The organism is Amycolatopsis pigmentata, from assembly GCF_042684065.1.
Lineage (GTDB): Bacteria > Actinomycetota > Actinomycetes > Mycobacteriales > Pseudonocardiaceae > Amycolatopsis_E > Amycolatopsis_E pigmentata.
The window spans coordinates 1229840-1246532 of record NZ_JBHUKR010000007.1 but is presented as its reverse complement, the minus strand read 5'-3'; the positions used below and the strand labels follow the sequence as shown (position 1 = coordinate 1246532).

At 69.6% G+C, this 16693-nt stretch carries 20 protein-coding genes; 5 read left to right on the top strand and 15 right to left on the bottom strand.

The features are described from left to right. Positions 1 to 3: 3 nt before the first annotated feature. Positions 4 to 876 carry a 1,4-dihydroxy-2-naphthoate polyprenyltransferase gene (locus ACFSXZ_RS19085; RefSeq protein ID WP_378266368.1) on the top strand — a complete coding sequence of 291 codons (873 nt, stop codon included), beginning with the start codon at positions 4 to 6 and terminating at the stop codon, positions 874 to 876. Positions 877 to 975: 99 nt separating this feature from the next. Beyond that, entirely contained in the window at positions 976 to 1491 is a 516-nt protein-coding gene (locus tag ACFSXZ_RS19080; RefSeq protein ID WP_378266367.1) for a hypothetical protein, read from the top strand. A gap of 7 nt (positions 1492 to 1498) precedes the next feature. On the opposite strand, the gene ACFSXZ_RS19075 is transcribed toward ACFSXZ_RS19080, so the two are convergent. Both ACFSXZ_RS19075 and ACFSXZ_RS19070 read right to left on the bottom strand, forming a co-directional pair. Next, on the bottom strand, positions 1499 to 2575 hold the full coding sequence (locus ACFSXZ_RS19075) for a PLP-dependent cysteine synthase family protein (RefSeq protein ID WP_378266366.1): 1077 nt from the start codon (positions 2573 to 2575) through the stop codon (positions 1499 to 1501). 8 nt (positions 2576 to 2583) lie between these two features. Then, positions 2584 to 2847: a DUF4229 domain-containing protein gene (locus ACFSXZ_RS19070; RefSeq protein ID WP_378266365.1), complete on the bottom strand. Its 264-nt coding sequence runs from the start codon at positions 2845 to 2847 to the stop codon at positions 2584 to 2586. A 211-nt stretch (positions 2848 to 3058) separates the two neighbouring features. Here ACFSXZ_RS19070 and ACFSXZ_RS19065 point away from each other — a divergent pair, with 211 nt between their 5' ends. Further along, a complete protein-coding gene (locus ACFSXZ_RS19065; protein WP_378266364.1) occupies positions 3059 to 3265 on the top strand; it encodes a BldC family transcriptional regulator in 207 nt (68 codons plus the stop codon). 212 nt (positions 3266 to 3477) lie between these two features. Next, entirely contained in the window at positions 3478 to 3657 is a 180-nt protein-coding gene (locus tag ACFSXZ_RS19060; protein WP_378266363.1) for a hypothetical protein, read from the top strand. Positions 3658 to 3663: 6 nt separating this feature from the next. On the opposite strand, the gene ACFSXZ_RS19055 is transcribed toward ACFSXZ_RS19060, so the two are convergent. The 4 genes from ACFSXZ_RS19055 to ACFSXZ_RS19040 form a co-directional block, all read right to left on the bottom strand. Further along, positions 3664 to 4752 (bottom strand): MinD/ParA family ATP-binding protein, encoded by a 1089-nt coding sequence (locus ACFSXZ_RS19055; protein WP_378266362.1) that lies wholly within the window; start codon positions 4750 to 4752, stop codon positions 3664 to 3666. Further along, a complete protein-coding gene (gene ccsB / locus ACFSXZ_RS19050) occupies positions 4752 to 5729 on the bottom strand; it encodes a c-type cytochrome biogenesis protein CcsB (RefSeq protein WP_378266361.1) in 978 nt (325 codons plus the stop codon). The genes ACFSXZ_RS19055 and ccsB overlap by 1 nt, the downstream gene beginning before the upstream one ends. A gap of 118 nt (positions 5730 to 5847) precedes the next feature. Further along, entirely contained in the window at positions 5848 to 7431 is a 1584-nt protein-coding gene (gene resB / locus ACFSXZ_RS19045) for a cytochrome c biogenesis protein ResB (protein ID WP_378266360.1), read from the bottom strand. Beyond that, positions 7428 to 8201 carry a cytochrome c biogenesis CcdA family protein gene (locus ACFSXZ_RS19040; protein ID WP_378266359.1) on the bottom strand — a complete coding sequence of 258 codons (774 nt, stop codon included), beginning with the start codon at positions 8199 to 8201 and terminating at the stop codon, positions 7428 to 7430. The genes resB and ACFSXZ_RS19040 overlap by 4 nt, the downstream gene beginning before the upstream one ends. A 234-nt stretch (positions 8202 to 8435) precedes the next feature. Between ACFSXZ_RS19040 and ACFSXZ_RS19035 the strand changes: the two genes are divergently transcribed. Then, the gene (locus ACFSXZ_RS19035; protein WP_378266358.1) at positions 8436 to 9041 is read left to right on the top strand and encodes a hypothetical protein; all 606 of its coding nucleotides are present in this window, start codon (positions 8436 to 8438) and stop codon (positions 9039 to 9041) included. On the opposite strand, the gene ACFSXZ_RS19030 is transcribed toward ACFSXZ_RS19035, so the two are convergent. The 9 genes from ACFSXZ_RS19030 to hemC form a co-directional block, all read right to left on the bottom strand. Beyond that, positions 9020 to 9589: a TlpA family protein disulfide reductase gene (locus tag ACFSXZ_RS19030; RefSeq protein ID WP_378266357.1), complete on the bottom strand. Its 570-nt coding sequence runs from the start codon at positions 9587 to 9589 to the stop codon at positions 9020 to 9022. The two genes, ACFSXZ_RS19035 and ACFSXZ_RS19030, sit on opposite strands and share 22 nt — an antisense overlap. Beyond that, positions 9586 to 10212 carry a histidine phosphatase family protein gene (locus ACFSXZ_RS19025; protein WP_378266356.1) on the bottom strand — a complete coding sequence of 209 codons (627 nt, stop codon included), beginning with the start codon at positions 10210 to 10212 and terminating at the stop codon, positions 9586 to 9588. Before ACFSXZ_RS19025 ends, ACFSXZ_RS19030 begins: the two co-directional genes overlap by 4 nt. Beyond that, entirely contained in the window at positions 10209 to 11510 is a 1302-nt protein-coding gene (gene hemL, locus ACFSXZ_RS19020; protein WP_378266355.1) for a glutamate-1-semialdehyde 2,1-aminomutase, read from the bottom strand. The genes ACFSXZ_RS19025 and hemL overlap by 4 nt, the downstream gene beginning before the upstream one ends. Positions 11511 to 11536: 26 nt before the next feature. Then, complete coding sequence (locus tag ACFSXZ_RS19015) at positions 11537 to 11917, bottom strand: hypothetical protein (RefSeq protein ID WP_378266354.1); 381 nt, start codon at positions 11915 to 11917, stop codon at positions 11537 to 11539. Further along, entirely contained in the window at positions 11914 to 12351 is a 438-nt protein-coding gene (locus ACFSXZ_RS19010) for a DUF3093 family protein (protein ID WP_378266353.1), read from the bottom strand. The genes ACFSXZ_RS19015 and ACFSXZ_RS19010 overlap by 4 nt, the downstream gene beginning before the upstream one ends. Beyond that, the gene (locus ACFSXZ_RS19005) at positions 12348 to 12878 is read right to left on the bottom strand and encodes a hypothetical protein (RefSeq protein WP_378266352.1); all 531 of its coding nucleotides are present in this window, start codon (positions 12876 to 12878) and stop codon (positions 12348 to 12350) included. Before ACFSXZ_RS19005 ends, ACFSXZ_RS19010 begins: the two co-directional genes overlap by 4 nt. A gap of 164 nt (positions 12879 to 13042) precedes the next feature. Then, positions 13043 to 14014: a porphobilinogen synthase gene (gene hemB / locus ACFSXZ_RS19000; RefSeq protein ID WP_378266351.1), complete on the bottom strand. Its 972-nt coding sequence runs from the start codon at positions 14012 to 14014 to the stop codon at positions 13043 to 13045. A 165-nt stretch (positions 14015 to 14179) separates the two neighbouring features. After that, positions 14180 to 15712 carry a bifunctional uroporphyrinogen-III C-methyltransferase/uroporphyrinogen-III synthase gene (locus tag ACFSXZ_RS18995; protein WP_378266350.1) on the bottom strand — a complete coding sequence of 511 codons (1533 nt, stop codon included), beginning with the start codon at positions 15710 to 15712 and terminating at the stop codon, positions 14180 to 14182. A 29-nt stretch (positions 15713 to 15741) separates the two neighbouring features. Beyond that, positions 15742 to 16689 carry a hydroxymethylbilane synthase gene (gene hemC, locus ACFSXZ_RS18990; RefSeq protein WP_378266523.1) on the bottom strand — a complete coding sequence of 316 codons (948 nt, stop codon included), beginning with the start codon at positions 16687 to 16689 and terminating at the stop codon, positions 15742 to 15744. Positions 16690 to 16693 lie beyond the last annotated feature (4 nt).

The window sequence follows — 16693 nt, the reverse complement described above, 5'->3', positions numbered from 1 at the left end:
GTCATGGCGACGGTGACCGAGTGGATCGAGGGGGCACGGCCACGAACGTTGCCCAACGCGGTGGCGCCGGTGCTGGCGGGTGTCGGCGCGGCCATCCAACTGGGAGCGTTCTCATGGTGGCGCTCGCTGCTGGCGCTGCTCGTCGCGCTGTCGCTGATCGTCGGGGTGAACTTCGCCAACGACTACTCGGACGGCATCCGCGGCACCGATGAGAACCGGGTCGGTCCGCTACGGCTGGTCGGTTCCGGAGCGGCGCCCCCGAAATCCGTACTCGCGGCGGCACTGGGCTGCCTCGGTGTGGCCGGAGTGCTCGGCCTGCTCCTGGTGATCGCCAGTGGCCGATGGTGGCTTCTGGCGATGGGCGCGGCGTGCGTCCTCGGTGCCTGGTTCTACACGGGAGGCCGGAAACCTTACGGCTACGTGGGTTTCGGCGAGCTCGCGGTCTTCGTGTTCTTCGGGCTGGCGGCCGTACTCGGTACGGTCTACGTCCAGGCGGGCACGATCAGCCTGCCCGCCCTGGGCGCCGCGGTCGCCGTCGGCTGCTTTTCCACCGGCGTGCTGACCGCGAACAACCTGCGTGACATCCCGACCGACCGCCAGGTGGGCAAGAACACGCTCGCCGTCCGCCTCGGCGACGCCGGCACCCGCCGCCTCTACCTGGCCCTCATGGCCGTGCCGTATGTGATCACGATCCTGCTCGCGCCCGCACACCCCGCCGTGCTGACCGCGTTGATCAGCGCGATCCTGGTGATCCGGCCGGTACGAGTGGTGACGAGCGGGGGCACCGGGCCACGGCTCATCCCCGTGCTCCGGGACACCGGCCTGGTCATGCTGGCCTGGTCCGTGCTCACCGCGATCACGCTGGCCCTCTCGTAACAGGAAATTTCCTGCCCGGCCCGAAAAAAGGGAATTCCCGGCAACCCATCCGGCCCCTCGCTCGTCCAAGCGTCGAACCATTCGAACAGGAGGGAAAGTGTGAGCAGGCACGGGATTCTGGTGTGCGCGGCCGCGGCACTGGCCGTCTTCGCGACGGCGGCGTGTTCAACGCAGACCACGACCGGCTCGGCGACCGCCGCGGTAACGGTCACGTCGAGCCCGCGGCAGGCGGCGTCGGCGGACACGCGGAGCCGGCTCAAGTTCCCGAACAGCGTGGAGACCGTGGCGCTCGACGGCTACGACGAGAGCGTCCACATGGTGCGCTTCCGGCTGCAGGTCTACCGCCCCGGAGGCGCCGACAACGGCCACTACGAGAACGATCCGGCCGACTCGGCGCTCTATCGGCTCGCGCTGGCGGACCAGCCGCAGATCCGTTCGGCGGCGGACATCTGCTCGAACGGTCAGCCGACTCTGGACTCCCAGGGGGTCGGCGTCCGTCCCTGCACGGCCGACCAACTCCTCGACGCGTTGCGCGCCGGCAAGAAGTCGCTGGCCAGGATCCGGGTCGACGCGGCCGACCACATCGCCGAACTCTCCGAGATCTACCGGCCCTGAGCCGGCCTCATCCGTCCCAGCGGCCGGTGCCGAGGAAGCCGTTCAGACGGGCGAGATGCGGCGCGATGTCCAAACCCTGCTCGGCGAGCCAGCCGTCCTCGTAGTAGGTGTTGGCGTACCGTTCGCCGCCGTCGCACAGCAGGGTCACCACGCTCCCCGTCCGGCCCTCCGCGATCATCCTCGCGATGAGCTGGAACGCTCCGTAGAGGTTCGTCCCGGTGGAGCCGCCCGCCCAGTGCCCCGTCCGCTCCCGCAGCAACCGGATCGCCGCCAGGGAGCCTGCGTCGGGGACCGGCAGCATTTCGTCGATGACACCGGGCACGAACGAGGGTTCGACCCGGGGACGGCCGATTCCTTCGATCCGCGACGGCATTCCGGTCGCGTAGTCCATCGCGCCGGTTTCCCACGCGCCGAAGAAGGCCGAGTTCTCCGGATCCACCACGGCGATCTTGGTGTCGTACCGGCGATACCGGACGTACCGGCCGAAGGTCGCGCTCGTGCCGCCGGTGCCCGCGCCCACCACGATCCACTCCGGGACCGGATGCCGTTCCGCCCGCATCTGGGCGAAGACGGACTCGGCGATGTTGTTGTTGCCCCGCCAGTCGGTCGCACGCTCGGCGTAGGTGAACTGGTCGAGGTAGTAACCCTTCACGGCGCCGACACCCGCGCGGTCACCGCACTCCGCGGCCAAGCGCTCGGCTTCGCCGTACATCGCCGACGGGACGTCGACGAAGTGACACTTGCCACCGTAGAACTCGATCAGCGCGACCTTTTCCTTGCTGGTCTTCCTCGGCATGACGGCCACGAACTCCAGGCCGAGCATGCGCGCGAAGTACGCCTCCGAGACCGCCGTCGAACCGCTGGACGCCTCGATCAGCGTGGTCTCGGGCCCGATCTGACCGTTGACCAGGCCATAGAGCAACAGGGAACGCGCCAGCCGGTGCTTGAGCGAGCCGGTCGGATGCACGGACTCGTCCTTGAGGTAAAGGTCGACACCCCACTCCGGCGGCAGCGGGAAGACGTGGAGGTGGGTGTCGGCGCTGCGATTGGCGTCGGCCTCCAGGCGGCGGATCGCTTCACGCACCCACGCCTTCACTCCTCCCCCCGCAGCTGTGCCCGCAGCTTGGCCCGCTCGCGGGCGCGGTGCTCGTTGCGCGCGGCGAGGCCGGCGGTGACCCGGGCGTTGAGCTTCCGCAGGATGAGCAGTCCGAGGGGGAAGCCGACGACGACGGCGACCGCGAACGCGACCAGTAAAGGGACCTTGACCAAGACCAGTACGCCGGCCACGACGGCGATCAGTCCCAGCCGCGCCAGCAGGTAAAGCGTCAGGTCACGCGCCAGGTGCGGAGTACTCACAGACTTCGAGGTTACGCCCAGCTTCCACTCCCGGAAGCACTGGCCGAGGGGCATCCGGGGACCTCCCGCCAGCCTGGGCGATTTGTCCCTTACTACCCCTTTACTCTTCCACAACCGTTCGAGTACTCGCCGGGTGAGATGCGACGATTGCCGCGTTGACTGGCCGGGAACCCTTCCGGTCAGGGCACGGACGTCGTGAAGGAGGCGGAAAATGACCTCGACCGTGGGAGGGCGGCTGCTTACGCCCGGTGAAGTCGCCGCGCTGTTCCGGGTGGACCCCAAGACAGTGACACGCTGGGCGACCGCGGGCCGGATCGGTTCGATCCGCACCCCCGGAGGCCACCGGCGGTTCCGTGAGTCCGAGGTGAACGCGCTGCTCGCCGAGCTCACCACGGACGCCAGCGAACCCACCCGCTGAGGCGGATCAGCTCGAAGACATCGAAGGCCACCTTAGGGGCCTCGGCAACCCGGCGCACGCACCGATGGCATCCGATCCCCCCAAGGTGGCCTTGCCGTGACGGCCGGCCGTGGTGCCTCATCCCCTCAACACCGCCGAAGGGCTACCCTCGTGACAGTCAATCTGCGGGATGAGAAGAATTCTCATCATCGCACGAGGGAAAGGGAGCGAGCATGATCTACCTGCTCGCGGCGATCGGAGCGCTCACCATCGCCGTTCTGTTGTGGCGAGCCTTCGCCCCCGAGCGAGTCGGCGTGTCCGCTCGTCACACCCCCATCGCTCCGGACGACGACCCGGACTTCCTCCGCCAGCTCGGCGAGCAGCAGCGCCGCAAGGACAACGACCCGGAATAGTCCGAGTCAGAACGGCTTCAGGGGAAAGGCGTCCGCCACCGTGGCGGCGAGTTCCAGCAGGGCCATCCGGGTGTCGTCGCTGATGCGCTCGAGTTCGATCTCCGCCCCCTCCTCGAGGTGGGGGTCGAACGGAATCCGGCAGACCGCCCTGGTCCGTGCGGCGAAGTGCGCGGCCAGCTTGTCCAGGTCGACCGAGCCCGCCCGCGGGCGCACCGAGTTGATCACCGCGACGGACCGTTTGACCAGGTCGCCGTAGCCGTGCGCCTCCAGCCAGTCGATCGTCGCCGAAGCGCTGCGCGCGCCGTCCACCGACGAGGACGAAACGATCACCAGTGCGTCGGCGAGGTCCAGCACACCCTTCATGGCCGAGTGCATCAGGCCGGTCCCGCAGTCGGTGAGCACGATGCTGTAGTAGTGCTCCAGCAGGTTGATCGTGCGCAGGTAGTCGTCCTCGGAGAAGGCCTCGGACACCGCCGGATCCTGCTCGCTGGCGAGGATCTCCAGCCGGCCGGCGCCCTGTGAGGTGTACGCCCGCACGTCGCTGTACCGGGTGATCTTGTCGGCGTCGCGCAGCAGGTGCCGGACGGTCGCGGTGGTCTCGATCGGGATCTTCTGCGAGAGCGTGCCACGGTCGGGGTTGGCGTCCACCGCGACCACCCGGTCGCCGCGCAGCAACGCGAACGCCGACCCGAGGATCGTGGTCACCGTGGTCTTGCCGACGCCGCCCTTGAGGCTCAGCATCGCGATCTTGAAGCACCCGCGCAGCGGCTGGTTGACCCGCAGGGTCAGTTCGCGCTCGTACCGTTCGACCGGGCTTTCCCCCGGGTTGACCAGCTTGCCGGAACCCAGGTAGAGCGCCCGGCGCCAGCCGGATCGCGGAGGCCGTTTGGGCACGCGCACGGGATTCTGCGCGTGGGCGGCGGCCCGCCGCGACCCGGACGGCTGCGGGAGCGGCGGGTAGGCGGGGTCGGGCCGCAGCGGCGGGAGGCCCTGCTCGTCGGCCGTGTCCTGGTAGGGGTAGCGCGGCTGCGCGGGATGTGCGGTGGAGTCGGTGCTTTCCTCGGAGAAGTAGGGATCGGGATATGGACCGGTCATCAGCCGACCCCGGCGTAGGAATGCAGCCCCGCGGTGACCAGGTTGACGAAGAACAGGTTGAACACCATCACCGCGAACCCGAGAATGTTGATCACCGCGGCGCGCGTGCCACGCCAGCCCGCCGTCGCCCGTGAGTGCAGGTAGGCCGCATAGACCACCCAGGCGACGAAGGCCGTCGTCTCCTTCGGGTCCCAGCCCCAGAACCGGCCCCAGGCCGACTCGGCCCACACCGCGCCGCACAGCACACCGAAGGTGAACAGCGGGAACGCGAACACGGTCGCCCGGTAGGCGACACGGTCCAGCACGTCGGCGGCGGGCAGCCTCGGCGCGAAGCGCGCGAAGCGGGTTTCGTCACGCTCGTAGGCCGAGCGGACGAGGTAACAGATGCTCGCCACGCCCGGCACCATGAACACGCCGGAGGCGATGATCGCGGCGGTGACGTGGATCCAGAGCCAGTACGACTGCAACGCGGGCTGCACCGGCGCGGCGACCGCGTAGAGTGCGGTTCCGCCGACGAACATCAGGATGACCACCGGCAGCAGCATGAAGCCCGTCAGGTGCCGGACCTCGAACTTCCTGAGCACGACCAGCCAAGTCGCCACGGCGATGAAGGTCACCGCCATGATGTACTCGTACATGTTGCCCCAGGGCACACGGTCCGTCGCCAGCCCGCGCAGGACCAGCGCGGCAAGGTGCAGCAGCGCGCCCAGGACGACCAGCGAGACACCCATCCGGCCGATCCGCTCAGCCCGTCCCCCCGCGGGTGACGGCGTGGCCGGCGTGACGGACTCGGCCGCCGGAGGGCCGCCCGCGCCGACCAGCTCGCGGGTCCGTGCCTTCGACCGCTCGGCGGCGACCCTGCCCTTGGCACCGAATGACTGCTCGATGAGGAAGAACACCAGCGCCAGCACGTAGACGGCCGTCGCCGTGGTGTAGGACCAGTCGCTGTACTGGGACAACGTCTCGTTCACCGGCATTGCCTCTTCCTGTTCTCGCCCGGAATGAGCCGATGCCGGCCGATCCGCGCGGTCGTCACGCTAGCCCTCCCGCGGGGCTTCCGCGGTGATTGCCACGAGTACCACGGGCGCTGTCGCCTCATTTCACGACAGCTTCCGCTATTCGGTTGAATTCCTCGCCGTACCCGGCCTGATCGGTGCGGGCCAGACCACCCACCTGGACCACGGTACCGGCTTCCCCGTCCTCGCCCGGGCTCACCCGGATCCACACGCGACGCCGCTTGATCAGCAGCGAAGCGCCGAGCCCGAGCAGCATCACGATGGCGAAGGCCAGCACGTAGTCCTGCGCGGGGTCGTGCGAGACCTGCAGCGCGACCCATTGCCGCACGCCGTCGAAGCTGACCTTGGTGCCGTCGTCGAGGGTGAGACTCTGGCCGATCGACAGGTTCTGCCGCGCGACCCGCTTGAGCCTGCCGTCGGCGATCATCGACTGGTCGACTTCGGAGATCGACTGGCTGCGGCCGGAGTCGAGCCCCAGATCACCGCGCAGCACGTCCACGGCGACCATCGGGTCCTTCAGCTCGGGTGCGGTGGAGGTCAGCACCCCGCCGTGCACGAAGGGTGTCGGCGCGAGCAGGCCGGTGACCGCGATCTGCTTCGTGCGCCGCTCCGCGGCGTCGGTGACGCCCGGCGGGTCGAACTTCGTCGCGCCCTCGGTCAGATAGGTCTGGGTGTCCGCCGGGGTCCACTGGATCGTCTGCGTGCGCTTGTCCCCGTTGGGATAGGTGAGCGTGAACGTCGGCGAATACCCGTGGTTGAGCAGGTACAGCCGGTCCCCCGCGGTGCGCAGTGGCGAGTTGACCTCGAGCAGGAAGGGCTTCCACACGTTGTTCGCCAGATCCGAGCCGGACTGGTACTCGATGTGGGACTGGTAGTGCACCGGCTGGTTGGCCTCGGTGTAGCGCGCGGTGAAGTCGTCGATCTTGACGCAGAACGGGTCGAGATCGGTCCCGTCGACGCGCAGCCCCGGGTTGAACGAGTCGTAGTTGAGCACGCCCGTGTTGCAGAACTGCGAGCCGTCCGCCTGCACCACGACCTGGCCCTCGTACCCGTACATCTTGCCCAGCGCGAAGGCGATGATCAGGCCGAGCATGGCGAAGTGGAACAGCAGGTTGCCGGTCTCGCGCAGGTAGCCGCGCTCAGCGCTGATCGTGCGGACGCCGCCCGGTTCCTCGCGTTCGGCCCTGCGCCAGCCCTTGAGCCGCGCGCTCGCCTTGTCCAGGACTTCGCCGGCATCCGCGCCGACCCTGGCCTCGCGGAAGTGCGGCATCCGCGAGAGATTGCGCGGGGTGAGCACCGGCTTCGCCCGCATCGAGCGGAAGTACTCGAGGCTGCGCGGGAAGAGACAGCCGATCAGCGACAACATCAACAGCAGATAGATCGCCGAGAACCAGACGCTGGAATAGACACCGAAGAACTGGAGCCGGTCGAGCAGGGTGCCCCACCAGCCGTGTGAGGTGATGTACTGCTGCGTCTTCTGGTCGTTGAGCGCACGCTGCGGCAGGAGCGCGCCGGGCATCGCGGCGAGCGCGAGCAGGAACAACAGGATCAGCGCGGTACGCATGGAGGTCAGGCCACGCCAGGTGTTGCGGGCGAAGGCCAGCACGCGCTTGACGGGCGTGTCGCGGTACCGGGGCTCGGGCGGCGTTTCGGTGGTGGTCACAGTGGCAGCACCGTGTCCGTGACCAGGGCGTTCCGCAGCCAGCCGACCAACTCCGCCCACAGCCCGGTGACCAGCAGCAGGCCGACCACGATCAGCAGGCCACCGCCGAAGACCTGCACCCGGCGGCCGTTGCGGCGAAGCCAGTCGGTCGCCCGCACGGCCCACCGGGCACCGAACGCGATCAGCAGGAACGGCAGCCCGAGCCCGAGGCAGTAGACGAGAACCAGCACGAACCCGCGTGCTCCCGCCGTGCCGGTCGCCGTGGCGAGGGCCAGCACACCGGAGAGGGTCGGCCCGATGCAAGGTGTCCAGCCCAGGCCGAAGACCGCCCCCAGCAGCGGCGCGCCCGCCAGACCGGCCCGGGGCACACGATGGGCCCGAAAGTCGCGTTGCAGCCACGGAACCAGGCCGAGGAACACCAGGCCCATGACGATGGTCACCACGCCGCCGATGCGCTGCAGCAGGACCTCGTTGCCGAGCACGGCGTCGGCGAGCCAGACCAGGCTTCCCAGCCCGGCGACGAAGACCACGGTGAACCCCAGCACGAACAGTCCCGCCGCGCCGACCACGGCGAAGCGGCCACGCTTGCGTTCCTCGTCCGCCGTCACCGCGGGCGCGTCCGCGCCGACCAGCGCGGCCAGGTAGGCGAGGTAACCCGGGACGAGAGGCACCACACACGGCGAGGCGAACGAGATCGCGCCCGCGAGCAGGGCCACTCCGGCGGCGAGCAGCAACGGCCCTGATGTCGCCAGCTCGGTCACGGAGTTCACCCTGCTGAGGGTAAGCAGTGAACTTTGTGTGAGTTTTTCGGGGGATCGGCCGATCGGCCGACCTCGGCCCAGCCACCTGACCGAAGCGCCGACCGTACCCGCATTCCTAGCCTCTGGGCCATGCATCCAGCCGGTTTTGGAGGAAGGTGGCTTTACTACGGATCATCCGTAGTAAAGCCACCTTCCTCCACCAACACGCAACGCGCGCTCGATCGGCGCCCCGGACCACAGGCCGTGCTCCGACGGGAACTGCTCCCCCGGGAACGCCTGCTCCTGGCCGCCGTGCTCGCCGTCCCGCTGCTCTGGGAGGTGGCCGCGACGCTGGGTAGGACGCCCCGGTCATGGCCGCTGACGGCATGCTCGGCAGGGATCGCCGCGGCCGTGTTCGTCGGCGGCTGGTCGGCCCGGAAACTGCTGCCCGCCGGCCTGGTCGCCGCTGCCCTGCTGCTCGTCTCCGCGGCACTGCCGTTGCTCTGTGGAGGCACCACACCCCCGCTGGGGGCAAGCCCCCAGACCCCCTCGCTCTACGGCTACGCCGGGGACTACCCACGGCTGATGGACCTGCCGATCGCGCAGCTCACCGCGGTTCTGGCCGTGGTCGTCCTGCTGTTCAGGAGCGCCCCGGTCACGCAGGTCGCGGCGGGTGTCGGCGCCCTGACGACGGCGGCCGCGAGCGCCGCCGTACTCGACTGGGTCATGGCGCATCGCGCCCACGCCGCGACCGCGATCGCTCCGGCGACGCTGTGGGGTTACGGCGTCCTGGCGCTGGGAACCGCGACCGCCATCGGGCTCTATGCCCGTCAGCCGTCCGCCGCGAGCTACTCCGTGGCGAGCCGCTGAACGAGCCGGCTGATGTCACTGGCCAGGATCGAGCGAAGGTAGATCGCCGCGACCCGCTGGTGCTTGTCGATCACGATCGTGGACGGGACCGCGTTGAGCGGGTAACCGGACAGCGCCAGCAGTCCCCGGCCCGGCGGATCGTAGATCGACGGGTAGGTCAGGCCGCGGTCGCGAACGAAGTCCTGCGGCGGCGAGCGGTCGAAGTCCCGCACGTCGTAGCCGAGAACCTGCACTCCGGCCGCCTGGTTCTGCTGGTACAGCTTCTCCAGTTCGGGCGCCTCTGTCCGGCAGGGCGCGCACCACTGGCCCCACAGGTTGAGCACCACCACTTTGCCCGCGTAGTCGGCGACCGAGACCCGCTTGCCCGGGTCCGTCAGATCCTCACCCGAGAGCGGGGGAATCGGCTGGCGATCGCTGTCGTAGACGATGTCGGTCTGGCCGCCGGGCGCGACGAACTGGAAGTTGGTGCCTCGGGAAACCGCGTCCTTTCCGGTGGTACACCCCGCCAGAGCGAGCACCACGCACACCACCAAGAGCAACCGTTTCACGCGCCGGTCACCTTGGGTTCGGTCGTTCCGGCCGGCTCGGAGTAGACGATTTCGGCCAGTTGATCGTCGTCGAAGACGAGGCTCGTGATCGAAGCCAGCGAACACTGCCGCTGGCGCGGGTCGTGCCACAGCGGCCTGGCCTCGAGAAACCGGCGCAGGGTCCAGATCGGCAACTGGTGGGACACGCAGACCGCCTCGTGCCCCTCGGCCGCCGCCCTGGCGCGATACACCGCGGCCAGCATTCGCCGCGCGATGTCCACGTACGGCTCGCCCCACGACGGGAGGAACGGGTTGCGCAGTTTCGACCAGTGCTCCGGCCGCCTGAGTGCCCCGTCACCGACGGAAACCCGCAGGCCTTCGAACAGGTTCCCCGCCTCGATGAGCCGCTCGTCGGTGGCCACGTCGAGCCGGTGTGCCGCGGCGAGCGGCGCGGCCGTCTCCTGCGCTCGCTGCAACGGCGAGGCCACCACGTGCGTGATGTCGTGCCCTGCCAGCGCTTCCGCCACGATCAGGGCCTGCCGCTGTCCGCGCGAGGACAACCCGAAACCGGGCAACCGACCGTACAGGATCTGCTCCGGATTGTGCACTTCACCATGGCGCACAACATGGACGACGGTGTTCACCGGCGTGCCTCCGCCGCCGCGCGAGCCGCCGCGGGCAAGGCGCTTTCGATCACCTCGAACGCGGCGTCATCCATCGCCGCGTTGACGAACCAGGCCTCGTACGGACTCGGTGGCCCGTACACCCCGCGATCCAGCAAGGCGTGGAAGAACGCGGGGAAACGCCAGGTCTCCGATTCGGTCGCGTCGTGGTAGTCGCGCACCGGCTCTTCGCGGAAGAACACGCTCAACAGGTTCCCGGCGTAGGCGACGTGGTGCGCGACACCCGCGGCGGACAGCGCGTCGGTGAACAGTGCGCCGAGACGCTGGGAATTCGCGTCGAGCGCCCGGTAGACGTTGTCATCCGCCGCCCGGAGCGTGGCCAGCCCGGCGGCCACGGCGACCGGATTGCCCGACAGCGTGCCGGCCTGGTAGACGGGGCCGGACGGCGCCAGGCGCGCCATCACGTCGGCACGGCCGCCGAACGCCGCCGCGGGCAGACCGCCCGACATGACCTTGCCGAAGGTGTAGAGATCGCCCGGCACACCCTCGATGCCGAACCACCCCGAGCGTGACACGCGGAACCCGGTCATCACCTCGTCCATGATCAACAAGGCGCCGTGCTCGCGGGTGAGCTCCCGCAGCCCCGCGTTGAAGTCACCGAGCGGGGCGACCGCGCCCATGTTTCCCGCCGCCGCCTCGGTGATGATCGCGGCGACGCCGTCCGGGTTCTCCGCGAAGGTCTTCCGCACCGCGTCGAGATCGTTGTACGGCAACACGATCGTGTCCGCCGCCTGCGCTCCGGTCACCCCGGGTGACGTGGGCAGGCCCAGGGTGGCGACCCCGGACCCGGCCTGAGCGAGCAGGGCGTCGACATGGCCGTGGTAACACCCGGCGAACTTGACGATCTTGTTCCGCCCGGTGAACCCGCGGGCGAGGCGGATCGCGCTCATCGTCGCTTCGGTACCGGAGTTGACCAGACGGACCTGCTGCACCGGATCGACCCTGGCGATGATCTCCTCGGCCAGCTCCACCTCACCGGTGGTCGGGGTGCCGAAGGACAGTCCCGACCCGGCGGCCGCGCGGACCGCGGCGACCACGCCGGGATGCGCGTGCCCGAGGATCATCGGGCCCCAGGACGAGACCAGGTCGACATAGCGGTTCCCGTCCGCGTCCCACAGGTAGGCGCCCTCCCCGCGTGCCATGAACCGCGGCGTTCCGCCCACCGAATTGAACGCGCGCACCGGCGAGTTCACCCCACCAGGGGTGGCGGCCGCCGCCCGTTCGAACCATTCCCTCGACCGATCGACTCCGTGCGTCACGACTGCCAGTCTCGCAGAAGGAAACCTCAGGTCACGGTGAGGTCCGGCAGGGAACCTCCGACGCTGCCCTCCGGCCCGGACGAGCCACCTTCGCCGCGGTCGTCACGGTGCCTGACGCGCACCGCCAGCAGCACCTCGCGCACGGCGTCGACCAGCAGGAGCACGGCGGTCGCGCCCAACGCGATCGACCCGGTCATCCAACTGCCGACGTACCGGGTGGAGACGAGCACGAGTCCGTCCGAGAGGGTCATGGTGAGCGTTCTCACGCCCGGACCCCACATCGCGAACGCGCCCCAGACGGCGAGTGCGGCCGCGACCACCTCCGCGCCGGCGACCAGCCCACGCCACGGCTGATGCAGCCGTTCGGGCCGGGCCGGGGGCTTCTCGGGCGCCGCTTCCTCGCTCACGCCGACCAGCCTTTCACATCTTCGATCGCGGCCCGCAGGGCTTGACCGTCCTTGGCCCACGCGAGCACCACGCTGCCGTCGTCGAGCCGGACGGGAAGCTCGTCGTACTTCCGTGGCGCGCTCCAGCCGCCACCGAGCACTCGCGCACCCGCCGGGGCACCGACGTCGGTCACCTCCGCGATGCTGCTGAGCGGCACTTCCTCGCGCCCTTGCCATAGTGCGCTCGAAGTCACGCGCACGGTGAGAAAGCGTCGCCGCGCGTAGATCCACGGCGCGGTGATCGCGGCGAGACCGAGCCCGACGAGCACCCACGCGACAACGTGCACGGGCGCGCCCGTGAGGAGTTCGGCGACCGCTCCCAACGCCGCGAAGGCCGGGCCGTAGAGCAGCGCCACCCAGCTCGCGCCAGGCTCGCGGTAGCGGGTTTCGCTCACTGGCGCGGGCGGCGGCCGACCTTGGGGAAGTAGCCGGTCGTCTTCGGGAGGTACAGCAGTGCCAGCGCGACCAACCCGATCAGCGTCGCGAGCAACGTGATCAGGCTCGCGAACTGCAGTACCAGCTGGAACACCAGGGTGATCGCCATCAGCACGGTGAGCACGGTGCGTGCCGAACGCGTGCCCTGTTGCGCCTTCCAGCCGAACAGGACGTACAGCACGGCGAACGACACCGCTCCGACCAGCAGACTCGCCAGGAGGACGGTGGTCCCGTTCGCGATCTGGGCCGGCGTAACCGCGGTCTTGGTGTTGTTCTTGACCAGCTGGTCGATGACCCGGTCCCGGGCCAGGAAGATGATCAGGTAGCCGACCACGAACACGACACCGGAGGCCACCCACAGCCAGAACGAGACCCGCACCGGCGTCGGCGGCGGGCCGGCCGGGGTCGTCGTCTCGTCCGGAAGGCCCGGCGCGGGCGGCAGCCCCTCGCTGGGCCGCTCGTTGTCCGGTTCGTCTGGTGTCGTCACGGCCGCGAGTCTATCCCTCCCGTCGCCCACCACCGCCCTCAACCGACGCGCTTCGCGCGGCGGCCTTTCCCCAGCGTCACCCACCACCGCCCTCAACCGACGCGCTTCGGACGGCAGTTCCTCCGGCCCGCCCCGGCCCTCGACCGACGTGCTTCGGACGGTGGTCAGTCCAGCCAGGCCGTGGCCTCGGCGGCCCAGTAGGTCAAGATCATGTCGGCACCGGCGCGGCGGATCGAAGTGAGCACTTCGAGGATCGTGCGCTCGCGGTCGAGCCATCCGTTCGCCGCCGCGGCCTCGACCATCGCGTACTCCCCCGAGATGTTGTAGGCGGCGACGGGCACCGGCGACATCTCCGCCGCGGCCCGCAGAACGTCCAAATAGGACAATGCGGGCTTGATCATGACCGCGTCCGCGCCCTCGGCCACGTCCAGCTCGATCTCTCGCAGCGCTTCGCGGGCGTTGCCGGGGTCCTGCTGGTAGGTCTTGCGATCGCCCTTGAGCTGAGAATCCACGGCCTCACGGAACGGGCCGTAGAAGGCACTGGCGTACTTGGCGGAGTAGGCGAGGATGCCGGTCCCGGCGTACCCGGCTTCGTCGAGCGCGTGCCGGATCACCCCGACCTGACCGTCCATCATGCCGCTGGGGCCCAGCAGGTGCGCACCCGATTCGGCCTGAGCGACCGCCATGCGGGCGTAGACCTCGAGGGTCGCGTCGTTGTCCACGCCGCCGTCGGCGTCGAGGACGCCACAGTGACCGTGGTCGGTGAACTCGTCGAGGCAGGTGTCGGCCATGAGGACGGTCTCGTCGCCCAGTTCGGACCTGAGGTCTCGCAACGCGACGTTGAGAATGCCCTTCTCGTCGACGGCGCCGGACCCGGTCGCGTCGCGGCGGGCGGGCACACCGAAGATCATCAGACCGCCCACGCCCGCGCGGACCGCGTCCACCGCGGCCTTGCGGAGCGTGTCACGCGTGTGCTGGACGACACCGGGCATGCTGCTGATCGGACGGGGGGCGTCGGCGTCTTCGGCGACGAACATCGGCAGGATCAGCTGGCGCGGCCGAAGGGTGGTCTCGCTCACCAGCCGTCGCAGCGCCGCGGTGGTCCGAAGCCGGCGGGGACGTTGCTCGGGAAACACCCTCCGAGGCTACTCCCGCACCGCCACGCCCCTCACCACCCCGGGGCAGCCAGCGAACGCCGTTATAGGCGCTGTTATCGCGCCCCGTTATGAAGCAAGGTGTCTTTACTACGGATCATCCGTAGTAAAGACACCTTGCTCTAGTTCCCGGGTGAGCCGGACGGCTCAGGAACGGCGGGTGCGCTTCGCCTTCCGCGGCGGCGGCAGGGCGCCCTCGGCGCGCAGCTTGGCGGCGTGCGCGGCCAGAGCGTCGACCAGGTTCGGGATGTCGGCCTTTTCCGGCTGGACGTCCACGCGCAGGCCGAACTCCACCGCGGTCTCGGCCGTCTTGGGACCGATGCAGGCCACGAGCGTCCGCGTGTGCGGCTTGCCCGCGATGCCGACCAGGTTCCGCACGGTCGACGACGAGGTGAAACACACCGCGTCGAAGCCACCGGTCTTGATCATCTCGCGGGTCTCCGCGGGCGGCGGGGCCGCACGGACGGTGCGGTAGGCGGTCACGTCGTCGACCTCCCAGCCGCGGTCGACGAGTCCCGCCGACAGCGTCTCGGTGGCGATGTCGGCGCGCGGCAGCAGGACCCGGTTCACCGGGTCGAGCACGTCGTCGTACGGCGGGAACTCGGCCAGCAGACCCTCGCTGGACTGTTCGCCCTTGGGCACCATCTCGGGGTTGATGCCGAACGCCCGGACCCGCTCCGCCGTCGCCTCGCCAACGCAGGCGATCTTCACGCCGGAGAACGCCCTGGCGTCCAGCCCGAACTCCTCGAACTTCTCCCACACCGCGCGGACCGCGTTCGCCGAGGTGAACACGATCCACTGGTAGCGGCCGTCCACCAGGCCCTTGACCGACCGCTCCATCTGGGCGGGACTGCGGGGCGGCTCCACCGAAATGGTCGGTACCTCGTGCGAGGTCGCACCGTGCTGGCGCAACCGGTCGGCCATCTCGCCCGCCTGCTCCTTGGTGCGCGGGACGAGGACCTTCCAGCCGTAGAGGGCACGCGACTCCCACCAGGACAGCTTCGACCGCTGCCCGGCCACCTCGCCGATGGTGACCACGATGGGGCCGACCAGTTCACCGGCGTCCTGCGCCAGCGTGGCCAGGCTGCTGTCCAGCGTGCGCTGGGTGTTGATGGTGCCGTTCGAGGTCACCGCGACCGGGGTCTGCGGGGAGAGGCCGTGCTCGATCAGCGCTCCGGCGGCTTCGGCCAGATGGCTCGAAGTCGCGTGCAGCACGATCGGGCCCGGCACCGAGGCCAGGCCGGCCCAGTCGACGTCACCACGGACGTCGACCTCGACATACGTGCCGCCGAGGGCGATGCCCGCATAGGCGGGAATCGCGACACCGGGCGCCACGCCGGGCACGATTTCGAACACGGCATTCGTCTTGGCCACGGCCTGAACCTCGGCCACCACGGCAGCGCTCGTCAGCGGGTCACCACCGGTGAGCCGCAGCACCAGCCTGCCCGACTTGGCCTCGCCGGCCAGGTCCTTGGCGACCTCACCCGGTTCGCCGACGGCGGGCCGTACTTCGGCGTCCGCGCTGGCTTGCGCGAGCACCGTGGCAGGCACGTCCGGGTCGGTCACCACGACCTCGGCCTTGGCCAGCAGTTCCTGGGCACGAACGGTCAGCAGTCCGGCGTCGCCGGGGCCCGAGCCCACGAAAGCGACGCGCCCAGCGGTCTTCCGCGCGGGGGTCATTGCAGTTGCGTCTTTCTCTTTGTCGTCGGTCACCGTGAATTGCGGCCCGGGCCGGACAGCGCGCCGGCCCCCAGGTCGAGCAGCTCCACGGCCAGCTCACGGCCGAGTCGCTCCGCATCGCTCTTGTCCGCGACGGCCGAGGCGCGGATCAGCACCGGCACGCTCTCGGATTCGCCGTCGCCACCGGCGGCGGCGACACCACGCAGCGAAATGCGTTCGACGATCGAACCATCCGCGTTGAGGTCTTCCACCACCTCGGCCAGGCCACCGACAGGCGCGTTGCAGCCGCCTTCGAGCGTGGCCAGCATGGTGCGCTCGGCCGTCACCGCGGCCCGTGCCGCTTCATCGTCCACAATGGACTGAAGAAGATGTTCGATGTCCACGTCGTCCGCGCGGCACTCCACCGCCAGCGCTCCCTGCGCGGGAGCGGGCAGCATCTGGATCGGGTCCAGCGTCTCGGTGATCTCCGCGACGCGTCCCAGACGTGCCAGGCCCGCCCGCGCGATGATGATGGCGTCGAGCTCGCCGTCATGGACTTTCCGCACGCGGGTGTCGATGTTGCCGCGGATCGGCACCACCTCGAGGCCGAGACCCAGCGCACGCACCTGCGCCGAGCGCCGCACCGAACCGGTCCCGACCGTGGCCCCGGCAGGCAGCTCGGCCAGCGTCAGCCCGTCACGGGCGATCAGCGCGTCACGCGGATCTTCGCGGACGGGCACGGCGGCCAGCACGATGCCCGGCTCGGGCGCGGTCGGCAGATCCTTGTAGGAGTGGACCGCCACGTCGACCTGCTTGTTCGCCAGTGCCTCGCGCAGCGCCGAGGTGAACACGCCCACGCCGATCTCCGCGATCGGAGCGCTCGATCGGTCACCGGGGGTGGTGACCTTGACGATCTCGACTTGCTGCCCGGCACGGCGCAGCGCGTCGGCGATCGTTTCGGTCTGCGTCAGGGCGAGAGCACTGCCTCTCGTCCCGATCCTG